Annotated in this window: 10 protein-coding genes; 8 read left to right on the top strand and 2 right to left on the bottom strand. The window is 66.3% G+C overall.

Features of this window, described 5'->3' with window-relative positions:
- Nucleotides 1-355: 355 nt before the first annotated feature.
- The gene (locus G5C50_RS21735) at nt 356-3,367 is read right to left on the bottom strand and encodes a PVC-type heme-binding CxxCH protein (RefSeq protein ID WP_165072902.1); all 3,012 of its coding nucleotides are present in this window, start codon (nt 3,365-3,367) and stop codon (nt 356-358) included.
- 473 nt (nt 3,368-3,840) lie between these two features.
- Between G5C50_RS21735 and G5C50_RS21730 the strand changes: the two genes are divergently transcribed.
- The 7 genes from G5C50_RS21730 to G5C50_RS21700 all read left to right on the top strand — a co-directional run bounded on the left by G5C50_RS21730 (nt 3,841) and on the right by G5C50_RS21700 (nt 17,671).
- Nucleotides 3,841-5,307, top strand: a complete 1,467-nt coding sequence (locus G5C50_RS21730; protein WP_165072900.1) for a sulfatase — start codon at nt 3,841-3,843, stop codon at nt 5,305-5,307.
- An 894-nt stretch (nt 5,308-6,201) separates the two neighbouring features.
- Nucleotides 6,202-8,046 carry a hypothetical protein gene (locus G5C50_RS21725; protein ID WP_165072898.1) on the top strand — a complete coding sequence of 615 codons (1,845 nt, stop codon included), beginning with the start codon at nt 6,202-6,204 and terminating at the stop codon, nt 8,044-8,046.
- Between the two features lie 91 nt (nt 8,047-8,137).
- On the top strand, nt 8,138-10,963 hold the full coding sequence (locus G5C50_RS21720) for a TIM-barrel domain-containing protein (RefSeq protein ID WP_165072896.1): 2,826 nt from the start codon (nt 8,138-8,140) through the stop codon (nt 10,961-10,963).
- A gap of 60 nt (nt 10,964-11,023) precedes the next feature.
- Nucleotides 11,024-11,785, top strand: coding sequence for a DUF6209 family protein (locus G5C50_RS21715; protein ID WP_165072894.1), 762 nt, complete (start codon nt 11,024-11,026; stop codon nt 11,783-11,785).
- A gap of 57 nt (nt 11,786-11,842) precedes the next feature.
- Nucleotides 11,843-14,206 (top strand): alpha-amylase family glycosyl hydrolase, encoded by a 2,364-nt coding sequence (locus G5C50_RS21710; RefSeq protein ID WP_165072892.1) that lies wholly within the window; start codon nt 11,843-11,845, stop codon nt 14,204-14,206.
- 68 nt (nt 14,207-14,274) lie between these two features.
- Entirely contained in the window at nt 14,275-17,238 is a 2,964-nt protein-coding gene (locus G5C50_RS21705; protein ID WP_165072890.1) for a hypothetical protein, read from the top strand.
- 28 nt (nt 17,239-17,266) lie between these two features.
- Nucleotides 17,267-17,671, top strand: a complete 405-nt coding sequence (locus G5C50_RS21700; RefSeq protein WP_165072888.1) for an ester cyclase — start codon at nt 17,267-17,269, stop codon at nt 17,669-17,671.
- 285 nt (nt 17,672-17,956) lie between these two features.
- On the opposite strand, the gene G5C50_RS21695 is transcribed toward G5C50_RS21700, so the two are convergent.
- Nucleotides 17,957-19,957, bottom strand: a complete 2,001-nt coding sequence (locus tag G5C50_RS21695) for an FAD-dependent oxidoreductase (protein WP_165072886.1) — start codon at nt 19,955-19,957, stop codon at nt 17,957-17,959.
- A gap of 422 nt (nt 19,958-20,379) precedes the next feature.
- Here G5C50_RS21695 and G5C50_RS21690 point away from each other — a divergent pair, with 422 nt between their 5' ends.
- Complete coding sequence (locus G5C50_RS21690) at nt 20,380-21,585, top strand: carbonic anhydrase family protein (RefSeq protein WP_165072884.1); 1,206 nt, start codon at nt 20,380-20,382, stop codon at nt 21,583-21,585.
- The last annotated feature ends 156 nt before the right edge of the window (nt 21,586-21,741 follow it).

Here is a 21,741-nt window from a genome sequence, read left to right as displayed (position 1 = left end):
ATCGCAAGGGATGAACATCATGGTCCTCCGTCGATGCATGGCCATGACATCCGGCCTACTTGCGACGGGGTCCGCAAATCAAATTTGTGGATTCTGCGCCACTATATAGGTGAGGGGCTCAAGACTCCGGGCGGGCCAGGGTCGGCATGGGGCGATGGCGCGGCCGGCATCGGGCGCATGCCCACGACGGGCGTGGGCATGGTGGCCGGCGGGGCCAGAGACTTCAAAAGTCGCCGAGCGAAGCCAAAAGTCGAGACGTTGCGGATCGCGGTAAATCGTTCTTTGAAAAGACGTTGTGAGGGCGCAAGGCCGTTTGGGCGTTGCGCGAGCGAACCCAACCGAAGCCGTCCGGCGATCACTTCGGCGCGGGGACCTGGCCGGGGGAGGCGAGGTAGCTGAAGAGGTCGCGGATCTCCTGGGGGGTGAGGGCTTCGAGCTGGCCCTCGGGCATCATGGAGAGCTTGGAGGTCTTGATCTCCTCGACGTCCTCGCGGGGGATGAGGAGGCGTTCGTTGGCCGTCTGGATGGTGAGGACGGCGTCGGTCTGGCTGCGAAGGATGCCCGAGACCAGGCGGCCGTCGGCGGTGGCGACGTTGGTCACGGTGTACTCGCGGGCCACGCTGGCGCTGGGGTCCAGGACGTTCTCCAGGATGTAGTCCGCATTGCGGCGGTCGGAGCCGGTCAGCTCGGGGCCGACGTCGCCGCCGTCGTCGAACAGCTTGTGGCAGTTGTAGCAGGTGCGACGGAACACCGCGCGGCCGGCGGAGGGGTTCGACTCGCCCGAGCCCAGCACCGACTTGTACTTGCCGATGAGCGCCGCCTTGTCGGCCGAGGTCGCCCGCACGCTCCCCCAGACGGCCTCCAGCCGGCGGGCGAGCGGGGCATCGTTGAGGGCCAGGATCTGGCGGGCGATCGGGACGCTCACCTCCCGGCGCGGGACGGTCCCGCGCTCGACGGCGTCCAGCAGGGCCATCGCCCAGGCCGGCCGCGAGGCCAGGGTGGCGACGGCGTTCTCCCGCTCGGCAGCCGCGAGCGCGGGGTAGCGGGCCAGAACGACCTTCGGCGTCTCGGGATCAGGGTACGCTGCCAGGCCGCGGATGGCCGCGGCGCGGAGCGAAGGGTCGTCCAGCAGGCTGCGGAGGTCCCGCTCCAGTCCGGGCGTCCGACGCTCGACCAACGTGGACAGAGCCGAGGCGCGGCGGGAAGCGTCGGAGGTCGGTTGCAGCAGGACGGTCCGCAGGGCCTCCACCGCCTTGGGCTCGTCCAGGATCACGGCCAGGAGCAGGACCTTGTCAAGCACCGCCGACGACTTCACGGCCGAGAGCCCGGCGTAGAGGTCGCTCCAGCCCTCAGGCCGGGGGACCTTCTTTCGGCCCCGGAGGGCGGTCAGGACGCCGTCGAGCACGTCCGAACGGACGTCGTCGCGGTCGAGCGCCAGCACCGGCGCGAGGGCGCCCAGGGCCTTCGACGGGTCGACCGCGACCATGCGTCGGGCCAGGAAGTTGCGGAGCATCGGCAGCTTGACGGTCGGGATCAGCGCCGCGGAGCGGTCGAACTCGGACGCGGCCAGGGGCTCGATCCCGTACCAGGTCATCAGCGGCAGCATCGGATCGGCCGGGTCGATCTCCGCGGTGGCCAGAACCTCGGCCAGCGGCCGGCGGTCGGCGACGGGGATTCGCTGCAAGGCCGAGGTCAACGCCAGCCGGACTCGGGGAGACTTATCCACCTTCGCCTGTTCGGTCAGCTTCGCCACGACGCCCGGCGCGACGGACGTGTTATCCACCAGCAGCCGGACGGCCCAGCCGCGGACCGACTCGTCGGCGTGGGTCAGCAGGCCGAACAGGGCGTCCTCGTCGAGAGCCCCGATCGCGTTCAACGCCCAGAGCATCCGCAGCCGGCGGGGCGAGTCGGCCGCGTCGTGGAAGGCCTCTCTCAACATGACGGGGATCTTGGCCATGGGGCCGCCGGTTACCACATCTTGCCGTATGACGCTGGTCTTGAGCATGCGGTCGCCGTTCGCGGCCCGCTCCTGCAACAGCCGGCGAGCCGTGCGGACGTACCAGTCGTTTTTATGGGATTGAAGTGCTACGAGCTGCTCATCGGACTGCTTCGACAGGTCGACCTTCACGGGCTTGGGCTCGCCGTAGGTCATCTTGTAGATGCGGCCGTTCTCGCGGTGGGCGTTGTCGGCGTCGTTCTCGTGGCACTCGCCGATGTCGGCCCAGTCGGTGAAGTAGACGGATCCGTCGGGACCGTACTTCAGCTCCAGGCCGCGGAACCAGACGTCGTCCACGCGGAGGAGGTCGGGCTCATGGTGGGCGACGTAGCTGGACCCCTTGCGTTCGAGGCGGTCGTGGTTGACCCGGTGGCCGTGGATGTTGAACGTGTAGACGGCGTCGCGGTAGGCGTCGGGCCACTGGTCGCCCAGGTAGATCATCGCCCCGACGTGCGCATGGCCGCCGCCGGCCTGGCTGTGCTTGTCGTGCCCGGCCCCCTCGCGAGACTCGGTCCAGTCGCCGCCCGCCCAGTGGAGGTGGTCGGCGCAGGTGTGGATGCGTTGATAGGTGTTGGCGTTGAAGTCCTCGCCGAACATCCGGTCGTAGCGGGCCCCGGGGACGACGTGGAACAGGTGGGGGATCACGCAGTTGGTGATGAACGCCTCGCCGTGGTCGTCGAAGTCCAGACCCCAGGGGTTCGTCGTGCCGTGGGCGACGGCCTCGAAGACCTTCCGCGTGGGGTGATACCGCCAGACGCCCGTGTTAATGGCCGTGCGGTCGGCGTCGGGCGTCCCCGGAGCGGCGACGCGCGAGTTGGACAGGATGCCGTTGCATCCCCAGAGCCAGCCGTCCGGGCCCCACTTCAGGGCGTTGAACATGTTGTGCTGGGCCTTCACGTCCCAGCCGTCCAGGACCACCTCGGCCGCGCCGTCGGGGACGTCGTCGCCGTCACGGTCGGGGATGAACAGCAGGTTGGGCGTGGCGCAGACCCAGGCGCCGCCGAAGCCCAGCTCAATCCCCGTGAAGCTCGTGCCGCCTTCGTAGAAGACCTTGCGGGAGTCGAACTGGCCGTCGCCGTCGGCGTCCTCGAAGATCAGGATCCGGTCCTTGCCCGTCGGGCCTTTGAGCCAGATGGGGTACGAGTAGTTCTCCACCACCCAGAGCCTCCCCTTCGGGTCGATGGTGAAGGCGATCGGCTGGACGACGTCGGGCTCGGCCGCGAACGGCTTCACCGAGAACCCCGGTGGGATCGTCATCCGCGAGGGAGCCTGCGCCGGAGGCGTCGGGGCAGGGGCCGGCTTCGGGTCGTCCGCTCCCATCGACGCCAGAACGGTCGCCGCCAGGGCGAGGAGGAATCGTCGCGAGGGCATGACAGGGCTCCGACGGTGGGGCGGATCAGCGGCCGGCGACCAACCGGCGGGGACCTGCAGCCTAAGGCCGTCGCAGGGCTCCGTCAATCCACTCCCGCAGCCCGGCCCACCCTCCCTCACCGTGGCGGAATTTCCTCGATTCCCCTCTTGATTCGGGTTAAGCCGCTGGATATATTCAATGTGTTGAGACTGAATCTCAATTGCAAAATACCCCGCAACGCTCAGAGTGGCATCGGCGTTGTGTGGTCCCTCCCCGGAAGTGCCGAGGCTTGCGGCGTCGGCGACCTTCCGCATCATTTCCCAATGACCGTCCTGGTCGCGGCGGCCCCGGATGAGACAAGGCATCCGGGGCCGCCGTCCTCGTTTCGAAGGCGGTGGATCGGATTGGGGGAGGCTTTTCAACGGGTCGTAGGGCCATTAGGCTCTGGGGTCGCGAATCTGTCCTCTCCTGACGTCCGCCGAGGAGCGAACTCATGAACCCGTTCCGAGCCCTACCGGTCTCGATCGCCTTCCTGTTCGCCGCTGCCTCGGCCGGGGCGCAGGAGCGGCCCAACGTGGTGTTCATCCTGTGCGACGACCTGGGGGTGGACGACCTGAGCTGCTACGGGCGGAAGGACCAGCCGACCCCGAACCTCGATCGTCTGGCGGCGGGTGGGGCGCGATTCACCTCGGCGTATTGCGGCCTCTCGATCTGCTCGGCCTCGCGAGCGGCCATCATGACGGGCAAGGCGCCGGCGCGGGTGCATATCACCACGTTCCTCCCCGGCCGGCCGAACGCCCCGTCGCAGAAGCTGCTGCATCCTGAGATCACCATGAACCTCCCCTCGTCCGAGGTCACCCTGGCGGAGCGGTTCAAGGCGGCCGGCTACGCGACGGGGATCTTCGGGAAGTGGCACCTCGGCAATGCGAAGGGCTCGAATCCGACTGATCAGGGGTTCGATGAGGCGTTCCTGCCGGGCGGCGACTCCGAGCCGTCGGCGACCGAGGGGGGCAAGAACGAGTACGCGATCACGAATCGGGCGATCGACTTCATCGAACGTCGGAAGGCGGAGCCCTTCTTCGCCTACGTCGCGCATCATACGCCCCACATCAGGCTCGCCGCGAAGCCCGAACTGATCCCCAAGCACGCCGACGCCTTCAACCCCGTCTACGCCGCGATGCTGGAGACGCTCGACGACACGGTCGGCCTGATCCTGGCGACGCTCGAGAAGAACGACCTGACGAAGAACACCGTCGTGATCTTCACGTCCGACAACGGCGGCCTCCACGTCCTGGAAGGGGGCGTGGTTTCCACCCACAACACGCCGTTCCGCGCGGGCAAGGGCTATCTCTATGAAGGGGGTCTGCGGATTCCGCTGATCGTCTCATGGCCGGGACGGATCCCCTCGGCGGTGATCGCCGAGCCGACGGTCAACATGGACCTGACGCCGACCCTGATGGAGCTTTGCGGCCTCCCCGCGCCGGCTGAGCCGGGTCTCGACGGCCTGAGCATCGCCCCCCGCCTGCGAGGCGGATCGGCCGGATCGCCTCGCACCTTCGCCTTCCATTTCCCCCACTACACGAACCAGGGGAGCAAGCCCGCCGGCGCCATCCGCGAAGGCGACTGGAAGCTGATCGAGTATTACGATGACGGCCATCTCGAACTCTACGACCTGGCCGCCGACCCCGACGAACGGACCAACCTCGCCGCCAGGAACCTCGACCGTGCGAAGGTGATGCAGTTGAAGCTGGCCGATTGGCGGACGTCGATCGGGGCTCAGTTCAACACGCCCAACCCCGACTTCAAGCCCGCGCTCGCCAAGCCGTTGTACGTCGATTTCGACGCCTCCGCCGTCCGCCCCCTGGCCACCGCCGTCGAGACCGCGAAGATCTTCGAGGCCTGGCGAAAGCTGATGAACGCGGCCGTCGCCGGAGCCCAGGCCGCGAGGAAGGCCGGTTGAACGGCCGACCGCCCCGCCGAGGGCGTACGAAAGGCTCGTGACGACGCTTCTCCTCTCGTGTGACAGAGCCCCGCGCAGCGTCCGACTGCCGGGCGCGATCGAGAGCCCGCGCCTGAAGACTCCCCCTCGTCCAGGATGAGGCAATCTCCTGCTGGACGAGAGGTAGGCCCCGACCAAGCTTTGCATCGGTCCTCTCGACGAATCGCTGAGAGGCTCTCCGCCGACGAACGCGCGGTCGCGACCTCGACGACGTTCGCCTCCGCCTCAAGAAGATCACTCCGCCGCCCATCCGGCCCGATCGCCCGATCCCGGTTCAGTCCGCCTTCGCGGCCGTCGACTCGCTTGGTCGGTAATATATGGACGGTGGCGGCGTATAAATCCGCAGACAATGGCGCGAGGCTACGGGCCGGAAGCTCCGGCGATCTGTCGCTGAGTGTGTGGTTATGTGATGCGGCCGTGGATTTTGCTCGATCCCGGTGCCCGGTTTTCGCTCGGAACCCACGATTTCCACCGTCTTGACGCACCGGGCAAGAACCGCGCGGCGATGGGAGCATTAACGCATGGGACGATACGGCCGATATGAGGCCATGCCGCCTTGTTGTTATTTAGAAGGATTTTTGTTGTTAATTCTTTGCTCTCGCGATATTAATCTCTGAGCAATTCTTGGCGTGGTTGAAATTCCGGGCCGGTCGATGGATCGCGGGCCTGGAGGTTCGAACGCCTTCGAGCAAGCGATTGCGCGACTCTCCTCTCCTTTCGATACGACGAGGGCGCTCTCAATGAGCGGCCTCCGGGGGACTGCATTTGAATGTAAAATCAGTGATCGTCATTTGATGCGTTCTGGAGCCGATGATGACTGCGACAACAGTTCGAGCGTGGTCGCGGACGGAACGGATGAGTTTGCGGACGGCCGGGCGAGGATTCGCCGCCGTGTTAACCCTCGGGTGGTCCCTCGCCGCCCTCGACGCTTCTCCACCGGCTCACGCCCAGCAGCCGGGAGAGGCTGAGAAAACGATCGAGTTCAAGCCCGAGCTGCCCGTCGACGTGAACGACGGGACCGGCGACTTTTCCTTCATTCACGATCCCGCCAACATCCCCGAAGCTCAGCAAATCTTCGATCGCTTCGCGTGGCGGTTGTTCGTGGGGATGAACTGGCCGACGAAGGCCGACGGGCAGCCGGATCCAGCGATCAGCCTGAAGCAGGACGCCGTCGAGGGGGCCTGGCGGCCGCGCGTCTGGCAGACGTTGGCCGAGGCGAACTCCCTCTTTCAGCGATACGGCGCCGCTCCCCAGCCGTGGACGTCGGGCGCCTATCCGGGAACGTTCGAGGCCGACCATTACGAGCCCTTGACGCTCTGGATGTATTCCAAGATCAACAACCGTCACGCCCTGAACCGGACCCAGATCGTCGACGAGTCACTTCAGGCGTTTACCGGTCCGCTCGTCGACCAGCAGGGCCTCTGGGTCCGCTACAAGGTCTACGTCAACCGCACCTCCTACGAGTACATCCGCCGGAACGGCCTCTACAGCCTCGAAGGCCAGGCCCGATTCGCCGCGGACCGCACCGTCTCCTTTCCCGTCGACGGCGACAAGATCGACGGCGAGACCTTCACGGCCGGCACGACCGAGGTGAAGTTCGCCTGGAAGCAACTCGCGACCTACGACGAGAAGGCCAACGGCCCGTTCGTCGCCCGCGACTACGACTTCTCCAAGAACGACGGCTTCAAGCAATTGGCCTCCAAGATGACCTGGAACTCCGATCCCTCCCGGTTCCTCGTCCGCTGGTCGTACATCATCCACAACGAGGCCCCGACCAAGGACGGCGTGCCCCAGCCCGATCCGGTCCCGGTGCCGATGGGGATGGTCGGCATGCACATCGCCACCAAGACGCGTTCCTCGCCCGAGTGGATTTGGGCCACGTTCGAGCACGTCGACAACGTCCAGACGAACGACCTGTCGTTCGTGCACATCGGAGGAAAGAAGCAGCGGCTCCGTCCGATCTTCAACAACCCCGACCTGCCGACCAAGATCCCGAACGTGCTCGCCCCCAAGAACAGCCGACCCGACGCGACGGGCGCGCCGACCGACTGGGACGAGTCGCTCACCACGACCCCCGTGCAGGTGACTCGCGTCATCCCCATTCCGCTCGCCACTCAGCAGGTGAACCGCGAGTCGCAACGCGCGTTGGCCGGCCTGGGGAGCGTCTTCCAGTATTACGAGCTGATCGGCGCCCAGTGGCCGGTCCGACCGAATTTCCCAGCCTTCCCGTCGGGGAACAACTCGGCCCCGGAGAGCATCGTCTTCAAGACGCCCGGCCAGATGGTCCCGGTCTACGTCGCGAACACGACGATGGAAACCTTCTTCCAACTCGGCGTTCAGGCTGCCGGGCCGCTGGCTCAGGACGACCGGCTCCCTCCCAAGCAGGTCGCTGACCCAACCCTCGTCTTCGGCACGGAGAGTTGCGTCGGCTGCCACTATTCGGCCGGCATGTGCCTCGGCTTCAAACGCGACGCCGAGGGGAAGCTGCTCATGAACGAAGGGAACAAGGTTCCCATCTTCGGCATCAACTCCAACGCCGGCCGCACGGGCAACGCCGACTTCTCCTGGTTGCTCCAGATGAAGGCCCAGTCGGAGGATGCTCCGAAGTCCACCGCCGTTCCCGCCGCCGTCCGCGGCGTGAAGGGGGCCGCGAGCCTCAACGACCCAGGCTCCGACCCCGAGAAGAACCTGCCGAAGTAACCGAGTCGCCCACTCTGGTCCCGGCGTCCCGCCGACGGTGCGCCGGTTGACTTATCCGAGCATCGACACTCAAGAAGCAAGGGACCGAATCGTGCCCCATCAGTACGTCTACGTCCACAGCTTTACGCCGAACAACGGCGACTGGAAGCCGATCGGCGACATTGTCAACACGCGTCGAACCGGCGACGCGATCGACCTCGACATGTCCACGCCGGGGATGAGCCTCCGCGTCTCCTTCCTCGGGCCGACTTGCTTTCGGGTCCGTTTCCGACCGGTCGTCACTCCCGACTACACCACGGAGACCTCCTTCGCGGTCGTCGAACGCGACCTGACGGGGGGCGTGCCGCTCTCTCTGGTCGTCAACAAGGGGGGCGATCATCTCGACGTCGACACCGGCTCGATCCAGGTCCGAATCAACCTGAAGCCGTACGGGATCCAGGTCTTCCGCGGCGGCCAGTTGATCAGCGCCGACATGCCGGGCTACAACCTCGTCTACATTCCCTTTCAGGAGGTCGTCGCGAACTTCAAGACCTACCCCGCCAACGCGCGCTATTGCGGGTTCGGCTCGAAGGCGGGCGCCCAGTTGTTCAAGAACGAATTCACGATGACGTTCTTCAACTTCGACAACTTCTCCTACAACAGCGCGCCCGCGCTCCCCGAGAGTGAGGGGAACAATCCGTTGAATCCCTCCGAGCCCCTGTATTGCTCGGTCCCGCTGCTGCTCGAAGTCAATCCGAGCCCGATCGGCGACTTCGCGGGCGACCCGTACGCGTACGGCGTCTTCTTCGACAATCCGGCTCAGTCCTATTTCAACATCGGGGCGAGCGACTACTCCGATATGTACGGCAAGTATTACTTCGGCGCGCTCTACGGGGAGATGGACTACTACTTCATGGCCGGCGACGACGTTCGCGGCGTCCTCGCGCAATACACGACGCTCACCGGCCGGTCGCCCATGCCGCCCAAGTACGTCTTCGGCTTCCACCAGGGGGCGTACGGCTACTTCGACTCCGCCACCCTTTCGGCCGCCGCCAACGGCTACCGCGCCGCCGCGATCCCGCTCGACGGCCTTCATATCGACGTTGACTTTCAGGACAACTATCGCACCTTCACCCATAGCGAGATCAAGTTTCCGAACGCCGCCCGATACCTCTCCGGCCTGCACGACCACGGTTTCAAGTGCAGCACCAACATCACCCCGCTGCTGACCGACAATATGTTCGACGAGAAGGGCGACATGGCGGCCTACGATCAACTCCAGGCGATGAACACCGCCGGGGGTCTGCTCGCGAGCCAGTTCTTCCCGGGCGAGGACCCGGCCCCCTCAAACCCCGATCCCCTCTTTCTCGGCGACGTCAGCTACGGCGACAATTTCGGGAGCAACACCTACTTCACCGCCTATCCCCCCAAGGTGTTCAGGAACGGGTCGATGGCGCTGGGCGCCCAGGGGCGCTACAGCGACTACTCGCGTGCGAAGGTCCGCAAGGCCTGGGGGCGGCAGTACAAGCACCTGATCCAGGACCTCAAAATGGACATGATCTGGCAAGACATGACATGTCCGGCCCTGAACGTCGTGGGAGCGACTCAACCGAAGACCTTCCCGCTGTCGCTGATGCAGAACCCCGACGCCGGCCCCCCCGTGCCCAACGCCGTCATCCACAACGCTTACGCCCTCACGCTCCTCATCGGGACCTGGGACGGAATTCAGACCCTCCGCAGCGAGGTCGCCGATAAGACGCGCAACTTCATCATCGCCCGGGGCGGTTACGCCGGCATGCAGCGCTACGCCGGCCTCTGGACGGGCGACTCCCCGTCGAGCTGGGATTATCTCCGTGTCAACGTCCCCCAGGTGCTCAACCTGGGCCTCTCCGGCATCCCGATCAACGGCGCGGACATCGGCGGCTTCGCCACGGGTTCCGGATCGGTCGGCCAGGGCCGCATCGAAGGCTCGAAGGTCGTCGGTCAGATCACCAACTACGAGCTTTTCACGCGCTGGATGCACGCCGGGGCCTTCCTTCCCTGGTTCCGCAACCACTACAACGGTTACGTGAAGGAGTTCCAGGAGGCCTTCCGCTACCAGGAGCCCGTGCCGACGAACTGTCGCAAGTACGTCGAGCTGCGGTATCGGCTCCTTCAGCTCTTCTATGACGCCATGTTCGAGTGGACCCAGACGGGCGTACCCGTCAGCAGGGCTCTGTTCGTCAACGACCCTCACGACCCGAACGTCTACGACCCGCGCTGGGCCGACAGCGAGTTCTTCGTCGGGCGAGACCTGCTCATCGCCCCGATCATCGAGCAGCACGAGACCGCTTCGCCCCCGTCCCCGCCGATCCGGCAGGTCTACCTCCCGGCCAGGAGCGACTGGTACTCCTTCAAGGACAATCGAGCCAAGCTCGAGGCTCCGGTGACCGGCGGCATACCCGCCTTCGACTACTTCGCGCCCCTCGACCTGGTGCCGATCTACGTCCGCGCCGGGGCGATCCTGCCGACCCGCGAGCTTGAGCAGTACGTGGGTCAGTTGCCGCAGAACCCGCTGACCCTGAACATCTACCCCGGGCCGGACAGCTCCTACCGCCTCTACCTGGACGACGGGATTACCACCGACGCCGCGGAGAACGAGGTCTTCCGCATCACCGAGGTCAGCCACAAGAGCGTCGCCGGCGGCCAGGAGATTCGCGTCCACCGGCTCAAGGACGGGTTCACGCCTCGCGAGCCCTTTTACTTCATCGCCCTGCCGGGGACTCGCCGTCCGTCGACGGTGTCGGTCGGCGGCGCCGCCCTGCCCGACGTCGGCAGTCCCGAGAACCTCACCGGCTCGGCGGCCGACGCTTACTACTGGAATCCGAGCATCGAGGTCACGTTCATCAAGGTGTTCGACTCTCTGCCCGACGTCACCGTGACGGCCCTCTTCCTGTGAGCCGGCCCGAGCCGCCTCTCGACGCCCAAGCGACCCCGGTCCAGACGAGGGAGACCCATCGTGCAACACGTTGAAACCGATTCGAGAGCCCAGATGATCTTCACCCGGAACTTCCGAGAGGAAATCCGGGGCGCCTTCCGGGCCGGTTCGACGGCCCTGATCCGCTTCGACCCGTTCCGCGTCGTCCCTCCCCACGACGACTACAAATTCGGCGACCCTGCGCGGCCGGTCGAGGCCCACCTCCGCTACAAGGAGAACGCCCCCTTCCAGGCCACCCGGCTCGTCAGTTGGGTCGGCGAGCCCGACCATATTCCTCAGATGGCCGTCATTCGCGCTCCCAAGCTCCTGGGAGACGCCGACATTCCGGCCGACGCCGACTGGGTGGAAGTTTATTTCACCTACCAGGACGCCGGCGGCCGGATCTACTACGACAGCAACTGGGGCAAGAACTACCGCTTCCGGTTCTACCAGATCGAGATCCACGTCATCGACTCGACGATCGTGGTGCAGCCCTCTCGGCCTCTCAACGAGTTCCTCGCCACCGTCGCCGCCGCTCCCGTCGTCGATCGCCTGATCGCGCGTTATCGCATTTTGAACTCGCCGACGCCCCTCGCCGAGACGGCCGTCGACCTCGTCCGCACGGAGAAGCTCGACGAGCACGGGCATGTGATCTGGACGACTCAGGGAGTCCAGGTGCCCAACCAGGCCGTCGTCGTTTACGACCTCATCTACTACGCCGAGGGTCGTCCGTTTCGAGACGACAACCAGGGACGCTACTTCGTCGCCGCGCTTCCCGACGTCCGCAAGAAAGCCGGCTACTGAGCGCAAAAAATCCTCTCGCCGATTCGGGAACCGAACATCCTCCCTCCGGAGCGAGCCGTGTCCTTCTCAAGACGACTCCCTCGGTCCTTCGCCCGTCGCCTTTTGACGGCTCTGGCCGTCGTCACCTCGCTTGTGGGTATCGCCAACGCCGCGCTCGCTGCTCCGCTCGGGCCCTCGCTCGACGCCACGGGCGGCGTGACCTTCCGGGTCTATTCCGCTCCGGCGACTCGCATCGAAGTCTGGATCTACGCGAACCCCGAGGGGGAAGCGGAGAAACTCGCCCTCCCTCTGGATAACGACCCGACGTCCCACGTCTGGTCGAAGACCGTCTCCGCCGCCGACCTCCAGAGCGCCGGCCTCTCCGGGGCCGTCTTCTACGGCTACCGCGCCTGGGGGCCGAACTGGCCGTACGTCGCGAGTTGGAAGAAGGGGACCGCCGACGGGTTCGTGTCGGACGTCGACGACAAGGGGAACCGCTTCAATCCCAACAAGCTGCTGCTCGACCCCTACGCCCGCGAGGTGAGCCACGACGCCCGCAACCAGTTGCACCCCAACGGCGACCTGTACCTCTCGGGCTCAGCCCATCGCGCCGACGACACCGGCATCATAGCCCCCAAGGGCGTCGTCCTCGCCGACGTCGCCGTCGACGTGGGCGTCCATCCCCAGCGTACGCTCAAGGACGACCTGATCTATGAGGTCCACCTTCGCGGCCTCACGGCCCAGGACGCCGGCGTTCCGGCCGCCGAGCGCGGCACTTACGCGGGCGCGGCACGCAAGGCGGCCGCGCTCAAGGATCTCGGCGTCACGGCCGTCGAGTTCCTCCCGATCTACGAACTCCAGAACGACCAGAACGACCTCACCCCCGGCTCCGCCGTTGGGGACAATTACTGGGGATACGACCCCGACAGCTTCTTCTCGCCAGACCGTCGCTACGCGGCCAACAAGTCCTGGGGAGGACCGACCCGCGAGTTCAAGCAGATGGTCCGCGCCTTCCACGACGCGGGGATCAAGGTCATCCTCGACGTCGTCTACAACCACACCGGCGAGGGGGACGTCGACAAGGAGACCGGCTCCATCGCTTCCATTCTCAGTTGGCGGGGCCTCGACAACGCGACGTACTACGAGCTTCGCGATGACAACGCCCCGTATCAGGACGACGGCCGGCCCAACCGATGGCTTCGCAACGGCTACTACGCGAACAACAACGGCGTGGGGCCGAACGTCAACACCGCCGCCCCGGTCACTCGCGACCTCGTCCTCGATTCCCTGAAATACTGGACCGAGCAGATGGGGGTCGACGGCTTCCGGTTCGATCTGGCCGCTGTGCTCGGGAACAGCCAGACGCACGGCGACTTCAGCTTCGACAACTCTTCGACCGACGGCTTCCTCAAACGCGCCGTCGCCGACCTGCCCGCGCGCGGTCTCGATGGTTCAGGCGTCGATCTGATCGCCGAGCCTTACGGCGCCAAAGGGTTCGGCACCTTCCAACTCGGCCAGTTTCCGTTCGGCTGGACGGAGTGGGACGACCGATTCCGCTACCCGATCCGGCAGAAGCAGAACAAGCTCGGGATCGGCGGCAATGAAGTTTCTCCGGCCCAGCTCATCACCCTGTTCGCCGGCTCGTCCGACATCTTCCAGGCCAGCGGTCGGAAACCCTACAACGGCGTCAATTACATCGTCGCCCACGACGGCTTCACGCTCCGCGATCTCTACAGCTTCCTGCACAAGCAAAACAACCAGCCTTTCCCGCTTGGTCCGTCGGCGGGCGGGGCGGACGACGACCGCAACATCTCGTGGGACCAGGGAGGCGACCCGGCGCTTCAGCGGCAGGCGGCGCGTACCGGCCTGGCCCTCTTGCTTGTTTCGGCCGGCGTCCCGATGATCGTCGGTGGGGACGAGATGTACCGCTCGCAGCTCGGCAACAACAACCCGTTCAACCTCGACAACGACCGGTTCTATCTCGACTACGACCTTCAGACGAGGTTCCCGCATCACCTCGCCTACGCGAAAGCCATGTTCCAGTTCCGTCGCGACCACGCGGCGCTGCGGCGAGGGGAGTTCTTCGACGGTCGGGACCACAACGCCAACGGCCTTAAGGACGTCACCTGGATTCGCGACGACGGTCAGGAGGCCGACGGCGCCTATCTGGACAACACCCAGAACCACTTTATCGCCTTTCGCCTGGATGGGACGGAGGCCGCTGATGCGTCGCCGTCGATCCTCGTCGCCTATAACGCGTTCTCGGCCGACATCACGGCGACGCTCCCCGCCAACCTGCCTGGCAATCGTTGGCACCTCGTCGTCGACACCTCGGCCGCGCTCGAAAACCATGACAATATCGCGAACCCGCCGCTGCGGGTCGACGCGTCGACTTACAAGACGACGTCGCGATCGGTGGCGGTCTTTGTGGAGAAACCCTGAACCGACGCGCCTTGCGTGTCGTCTCACATAAGAGTCTCGCCATCGCAACGTGTTCGGGAGGTGGCGTCATGATCGGCTCCACGCCTCGCGAGGTCGGTCGCGGGTCGAAATGGCTCTGGGCCGTCGCGCTGTATGAGCAGGCTCGGGCGGTGGTTTTGCGGCCTCGGCCGTGGGGTCGCATCCCGCTGGTCGCGATGATCACGCTGCTAGCGACGGCGCCGGTCTGCCTGCTGCTCAGGGAGGTTCCCGCGCGAGGAACGCGACGGCGACAGGTCGTCGCGCTGCACCGACGGGCGCTTCGGACGACGAGGAGGCTGACGCCCTGGGGACGACTCCCCTGGCTCGCGATGGGGGCCTTGCTGGCGACGGCGCCGATCTGCCTGTTTCTCGCTCAGGATCGGTTGGGGAGCCGGGTCCTCGGCCGGGGCGAGGACGAAGTCGCCTTGATGGTCGACCACTGGCAGCAGACGGCGGCGGTTGCGGTGATCGTCCTGGCGGTCGGCCGGATGTGGAGGCTGGCGCCCGTGCTGGGGGCTCTCTGCCTGTCGAGCCTGTCCGGGTTGCTGATCGCGGCGGAGATCGCCCTGGTGTACTGGATTGTCTACGGCGGTCTCGCGGGAGTCGGGATGCCGGGGCTCTTCTGGCACTTCGACGCGACGACCCGAGGATGGGCCGCGTTCGGCGTGACGCTGTTCACCGGCTGGATGGTCTATCTGTTGTTCACCCGCGATCACGAGATCCATCGCCACGAGCCCGAGCATCAGATCTGGCCCCGGTTCGCGACCGCGGCGAGGGCGAGCGGGCTGCCGATCCCCCGGTCGATGCGGGGAACGCCGGACGGCGGACCGGCTGGAATGCTGGGAAGGTCGAACGCGGCGGGCCGTCTCTCGTGGTTCATGGCGGTCTTCGGCGTCCCGGCGACGTTGGCGTTGGCGATCCCGGCGTTGATTCCCGTGGCGAGGCCCTTGGTCCCGGAGTCGGTCGTCGATGAGCCCTGGCTGATCGGGATTGCGGCCGGCGCGGCGACACTGGGGGCCCTGGCGACGATTCGACCGGCGACCCGGCTCCATGAACTCTGGCACGCCCTGAAGCGCTGGGCGCGTCGCGAGGACCCGGCCTGGTGGACGGTCTGGAGACTCGACCGCGATCGGCTCGACGCCCACGCGAACATGAGGAACCTGTTCCTTGTCCTTTCGGCCGTCTTTCTGATTCCGTACTGGGTCGCCGGCCCGGACGTGTTGCGGTCGCGGTTCCCGGCCGCGTTCTCGCTTTGCACGGCGCTGGGGCTGCTGGCGACCACCGTAACCTGGCTTGGGACTCGCCCGCTGCGCTGGCGGGTCGGGATCGCGGCGGCCACCGCGATGCTGCTGTCGCTGGTTGGTTCGCTCGACTACGAGGTCCGGCTGGACGATCTATCCGACCGTTATCCGGGCACTCTGGAGCAGTTCGCGCGACAGCTCTCCGTTCAGGGCGGGATGCCGGCGAGTTACACGGGGATTGTGGACCTTCAGGGCTTCGAACGCCGCACCCTGGACTTCGCCGACGGAGCCTCCGCGCCCGCGGCGGCCTTGCGGGACGCATCGCATCGCGAGCGGTGGCTTGAGAACTGGCGGCGCTCGTTCGCGACCGCTTCGCGTCCCTCGCCGAAGCCCATTTTGGTGGTTGTCGCCGTCAGCGGCGGCGCCCTTCGAGCGGGAGTTTGGGCCGAGACGGTTCTGGGGTATCTTGACGCCTTCCTCGATGATTTCTCGCACCACGTCCGGTTGATCACCGGGGCGTCCGGGGGGATGCTGGGCGCGGCGAGGTTCGTCGTCTCCCAGTGCGACGGCCACGGGCTGCCGGGCGGTCCGGTCGGGACGCGAGGAGCGCTGCAAGGACCGCCGGATTATCTCTCGCCGATCGCCTGGCAGATCGCCTTTCGCGACTTCCTGCCCAACTCGCTGATCCCCACGGCTCTGTATAACCGCGGCAACGCTCTGGAGGAAGCCTGGGGGCGCGTCGACCGGGGGCTGGACACGACCTTTGAGCAGCTTCGGGACGCCGAGGAGCAGGGGCTGGTCCCATCGATCGTCTTTTCTCCGATCACGACCGAGGACGGCCGCCGGCTGTTGATCGGCAACCTGCCCCTGGCCGACCTGACGTACACGCCCGCCCGCTCGTTGCTGGTCGAGGACGCCGGTCGTCTCGCGGACGACTACCGGCGCGACAACGCCCGAACGCCCGACGACTACGATCTGGAGTATCCCGAACTGGCGTCGGTCTCAGCCGTCGAGTTCTTCCGGATGTTCCCCACCGATCGGAAGCGGCTCCGGTTGGCGGCGGCGGTGCGGATGAGCGCGACGTTCCCGTACGTCACCTCGTCCGTGGTCCTGCCGACGTTCCCGCCGAGGCACGTCGTCGACGCCGGCTACTACGACAACTACGGCGTGAACCTCGCAGGCGCGTGGGTCGCCAGCCACGCCCGCTGGCTCGCCGAGAACGCCGCGGGCGTTCTGTTCATCCAGGTCCGCGCGTTCCCCAACGAGGCCCGACTCAAGAAGCTCGACCGCGAGGTTCTGGCCGCCCCTCCCTCGGAACCAGGGGCGACGCCTTCCATGTGGGGCCGGATCGAAGCGGTCCTGGACGCCGTCCCGAGGTCCGTCGGGCTGATCTTCGGCGGGCTTCAGTCGTTGGTGCTCCCGGTGGAGGGGCTCGCTCATGTGCGGGATTCCTCGATGTACTTCCGCAACGACGCTCAGCTCAACGGCCTGCACGACACGTTCCGCCGGCTTCGCGAGAACGACCCCGAGTTTTTCCGATCCGTCGTCTTCACCTGCGACACCACCCCGCGCGACTCGAACGCGCCCAACGTGGAGACCTTGAACTGGTACATGGACCCCGTCGAATTCGCCCGAATTCGTCGTAATATGGAGGACCTTTCGGAAGACGGGCTCACGGGCCGGAGTCGCAACCACCTGAGGTTTGAGAGTCTGCTCGACTGGTGGCGGCGGCGGGGAGGCGGCGTCCACGCCTCCGATCACGTCCGTCTCTGATCGGATGACTGGAGGAGATTCGCGGGTGATGTCCGAAGAGTCGAACAAGCAGGTGGTCCGCGATTACGTCGCCGCATTCAACCGGGGCGATCTCGACGCCCTCCGCGCCCTCTTCGCCCCTGACGCGGAGATCCAGGGCGTTCTCGGCGCCGGGACGATGGATCGGGCCGCGTCGATCTGGCGCCAGTTGATCGAGGGGCTGGCCATCAACCTGACCATCGAGGAGATGATCGCCGAGGACGACCATGTCGCCGTCCGCTACACCGAGCGCGGGACGTTCCGCGGCGAGTTCCTCGGCCACCCGCCGACGGGCAAGTCGTATGAACTCATCGCGATGGAATGGTTCACTCTCCGCGACGGCCTCATCACCCGCCGTTGGGGCGCCCGCGACGCCGCCTCCCAGGCCCGGCAGATCGGTTTGCCGTTGGGATAGTGGAGCCCGATCCGGTCTCCATAACGGCCTTCCCCCCTCGCGGGGGAAGGTGGCCCGAAGGGCCGGAAGAGGGGGGATCGGCGTCGCCTTGAGAACCGAACGCCGGAAGCACGTCCAGCGGCGGTCGTCCCCCCTCATCTGATCATCGCGATCTGTCTTCCCCCGCGAGGGGGGAAGACCGTTTTCGGTATCGCTCGATCCGAAATCCGCCGCTCCTTGCCTGGCTGTTCGGACCACCGACGTCGGCCTCCTTGCGTCGGCGATCGGCCTCGTCCGATTTTCGGCTCAGCCGTACGCGCGGACCTCGTAGATCCGGGCGGAGTCGGCGCCGTTGGTGGCGGCGACTTCGATCCGGAGCTTGGAGGCGGCGACGGGGGTGAAGTCGTGGCGGCGGAGGCGCTGGTGGTTGCCTTCGACGTGGGCGAGTTCCACGCGCTTGCCGTCGGCGGTCTCGGCGACGAGACGGTAGTCGCGGATCGTCTCGGGCTGGGGGGCCCGGATGCCGTGGTCGTTGTCGCCGAGGCCGGCCGAGCTGAGAGTCAGCTCGCGGTGGAAGCCGCTGTCGAAGGTGATCTGGACGTGCTTGATCGTCTTCGGCTCGGCCCAGGTCAGCTCCAGCCAGGCGCCGTCGGGGGACATTGGGGCCGACCAGCGGTGCTCCAGCGAGCCCGGCATGTCGCGGACGAAGCCGTCCAGCACGCTCTCCGCCTTCGAACCCTCGCCGACGGCCGACGCCGAGGCCTTCGCCTGCTGGGCGAGGTCCGACGGGTCGTCGGCGCGAAGGTTCTTGATGGTCTGATCGTCGCGGAGGAGCGTCTGCTGAAGCTCCTTCAGCCTGGGCTTGTCGCGATACAGCTCGCGAGGCGTGAGGTTGTACCGCGAGCAGAGCGCGGCGGCGGTGCCGGCGGCCTGACCCATCACGGCGCAGGTGGCCATGACGCGCGTCGACGTGAACGCGACGTGCGAGCAACTGGCGTTGCGGCCGGCCATGAAGAGGTTCGAGATATCCTTGCTGTAGAGCGACCGCAGCGGGATGTTGTAGACCTCGGCCAGCTTGGTGCTGACGTAGGGAGGCTGGCTCGAATCGTCGAAGCCCGGCGAGGGATGCTCGTCGAGCGGCCAGCCGCCGATGGCGACGGCGTCGTCGAAGTCGGTGAAGCTCATGCAGTCGTTCTGCGTGAGCATGTGGTCTCCCTGGATGCGTCGGCTCTCGCGCTTGCCGGTCATCATGCCGACCCAGGTGAGCGCCCAGTTGGCGGCGTCGGGATACTTGCCCGAGTTCTTGATGTAGTCCCAGACGCCGGTGACGATCGAGAGCAACTCGAAGCGGATCCGCTCGTTGTCGCGAATCATGTCGTGGCCGCCGCCCCACTCGATCCACCAGTAGCCGTATTCCCAGCTCTTCTTGCCGACCGGCCGGTGATTGAGCTGTTCGGGGCCGATCTTGCGGGCCCAGGCGGGGGCCTTGTAGGGCATCGGCTTGCCGTAGTCGCGAGCCGTGAACAGGATGCTGGAGCCCTCAGTCTCACGGTTCGGCTCAGGCGGGGCGAGCGACTCGCGGAACTCGTCGCGGGCCTCATGCCCCCAGCGGACCGTCGCGCCCGACTCGAGCGCCAGCCGCGAATCGCCCGTGCAGTCGGCGGCGTAGCGACACTTGATCCGGTAGAGGTGCTCGGACTTGTCGCAGCGGGCGAGGACGCGCTCGATGCGGCCGTCCTTGACGTCGGCGGCGACGACGGCGGTTTCGAGGATCAGGGTGATGTTGGGGTTGGAGACCAGCTTGTCGTAGAGGAGCAGGTCCCAAAGCTCCCAGCAGCGCTGGGGGTTGTTGGCGGCGTCGTCGAGGCGGAGTTCTTCGAGGATGCCGCCCTCGCGCCAGCCGGGCCGGCCGCCATGGCAGTTGGCGCCGACGATGTGCATCTTGACCTCGCTCGACGAGTTCCCGCCGAGCCGCGAGCGGTCCTGGACGAGCACGACCTTAGCCCCGTGTCGCGCCGCCGCGAGCGCCGCCATGACGCCGGCCGGGCCGCCGCCGGCGACGAGGAGGTCGCACTCCAGGTCGACGAGCGTCATGTTCGGCTCGCCCTCGAACCGTCGCTTAACGGCCGCCGGATCGCTCGGGGCGAGCGTTTCGAAGACGCCTCGGATCTGCTCCGGCGATCGCTGCGGTTCCCCCGCGAGGGCCGAGGCCCCGTCCGCGAAGACGAACAGCGAATAAGCCGAGGCCCCCGCCGCCGTCGCCAGAAACTCTCGGCGCCCCAACAGACCGTCGCGCTCGCGCTTCATCGACCCGCCCTCCGTTCGCGATGGACCCGGAATGGTGTCGGCCCCGACCGACCCTATCGGCGCCATGCTAACCAGGGTAGCCGCCGCCGGGTCTCGATCAAAGAGGGTGCCATTCGGCCATGGGGTCGAAGTCGAGGGCGATGTCGAACATTAGCGGACCATATTCTCAAGAAAAACAGCTTTCCCTCTCGGGAAGTGAGTGGAATCGAGCGCGAGCGTCTATTAAGTCTTAGTTTGGGAGATTCAGGGGTGTCCTCAAGCAGATTTTGACTCGGTTTCCCACGCTTCAGCCTCCATGGGGGGCGTTCGGTCTTGCCGATGCGCACCTCGTTTCAGGCTATCCCGGGACGGCGTCGTTCCGGGGGATTGCAACCGACCGATCGGCCGACCGGCTGTTCCGGCGGCTTCTGGAGTCGTCATCCATGAAGACGAGAACGTATGGGGCCTGCGAACCAGGCCGGAAGTGTCGGGGCGCCTACGAGCCGACCGTCGAGGCGCTGGACCGCCGCGTCGTGCTGAACGCCTCGACCGTGACGTCCTGGGCGGCTGCGTTGCACGGGGGGGCCGCGACGAGCACGCTTTCAGGCCAGGTGACCAACGCGGCGACGGGGCGGCCCCTCGGGCGCGTGCCGATCCAACTGGTCGACGCAAACGGCCAGGTCGAGTGGACAGTCCTTACCGGACCCCGCGGACGCTATTCGTTCCGTGTCCACGACAAGGGCGCTTACGTCGTCCGCGCTGTGGCCCCGCGCAACGGGGTGCAGGTCGCCCCGACCTTCACCAACGCCGTCCCGACGGGCTCGATGGAGCCGGGCTTCGATAGATCGTCGTGGAACTACAGGACGGGGAACAGCGACCCGTCGAAGGGGCCAGTCGGCCCGACGAGCTGGTGGACGGTCGCCTCGGCGGGGACGCTGCCGTTCCAGTCACCGATCAACATTGTGGGGCCGACCACCGATCTGAGCCGGGTTCTGAACGTCTCGTACGCCGCCGCCGCGCCGACGTCGATGACGAACACCGGTTCGCAGCTCCAGCTCAATTTCCCCGGCGCGACGGCTGCCAACCCGGATACGATCACGCTGGCCGGCCGGACGTTCTCCCTGACCGAATTCCATTTCCACGACCCGTCCGAGAATCAGGTCGACGGCCACACGTACAACATGGAAGTCCACTTCGTGAACACGAGCGCCGAAGGCGGTGCGACCGTCCTGGCGGTTTTCCTGCAATTGGGGGCGCACAACGACGCGCTCGACCCGATCCTCGCGGCGGCGACGGAGCATCTGTCGGAGACGCCGGCCGGCACCTCGACGCCGGGGAGCAACGTGGGCGTCCTCGACTTCTCCAAGCTCCTGCCGACCGACATGACGGGCTGGTACTTCCAGGGGTCGCTGACCACTCCGCCGCTGGCGCAGCCGTTGAACTGGATGGTCTTCGCCACCCCGATCACTCTCGACTTCGCGCAGCTTCAAGAGTACGAGACCCTCGCCGACGGCAACGACTTTTTGCCCAACGCTCGCCCTGTGCAGCCGACCGACGGCCGCCAACTCAACGAAATCAACTACGACGTCAATTTCCAGGGACAGTCGATCGCCGGCCTGAACTTCAGTTTCGCCCCCAGAAATTCCTGAGTCGATCGACGATTCTCGCTCAAGGCGGCGAGGCCCCCCTTGCCGCCTCCTTTCAGCCATCGGGATCGATGCTGAGTGCTCGGCCGACGCGCCTCGTCGATCGGGAAGCCCAGTCGCCGTATGATGTGGAGTCGCCGATGAGACAATGATCGTCGG

It is taken from the genome of Paludisphaera rhizosphaerae (genome assembly GCF_011065895.1).
GTDB classification, from domain to species: Bacteria; Planctomycetota; Planctomycetia; order Isosphaerales; family Isosphaeraceae; genus Paludisphaera; species Paludisphaera rhizosphaerae.
The sequence above is the reverse complement of the archived record's forward strand: the minus strand, read 5'-3'. Positions and strand labels throughout refer to the sequence as shown.

What these genes read in the sequence shown, in the direction of transcription:
- G5C50_RS21700 (WP_165072888.1), top strand. Translation starts at nt 17,267, where the DNA reads ATGTCCGAAGAGTCGAACAAGCAGGTGGTCCGCGATTACGTCGCCGCA.
- G5C50_RS21725 (WP_165072898.1), top strand. Translation starts at nt 6,202, where the DNA reads ATGAGTTTGCGGACGGCCGGGCGAGGATTCGCCGCCGTGTTAACCCTC.
- G5C50_RS21730 (WP_165072900.1), top strand. Translation starts at nt 3,841, where the DNA reads ATGAACCCGTTCCGAGCCCTACCGGTCTCGATCGCCTTCCTGTTCGCC.
- G5C50_RS21735 (WP_165072902.1), bottom strand. Translation starts at nt 3,367, where the DNA reads ATGCCCTCGCGACGATTCCTCCTCGCCCTGGCGGCGACCGTTCTGGCG.
- G5C50_RS21705 (WP_165072890.1), top strand. Translation starts at nt 14,275, where the DNA reads ATGATCGGCTCCACGCCTCGCGAGGTCGGTCGCGGGTCGAAATGGCTC.
- G5C50_RS21695 (WP_165072886.1), bottom strand. Translation starts at nt 19,957, where the DNA reads ATGAAGCGCGAGCGCGACGGTCTGTTGGGGCGCCGAGAGTTTCTGGCG.
- G5C50_RS21690 (WP_165072884.1), top strand. Translation starts at nt 20,380, where the DNA reads ATGAAGACGAGAACGTATGGGGCCTGCGAACCAGGCCGGAAGTGTCGG.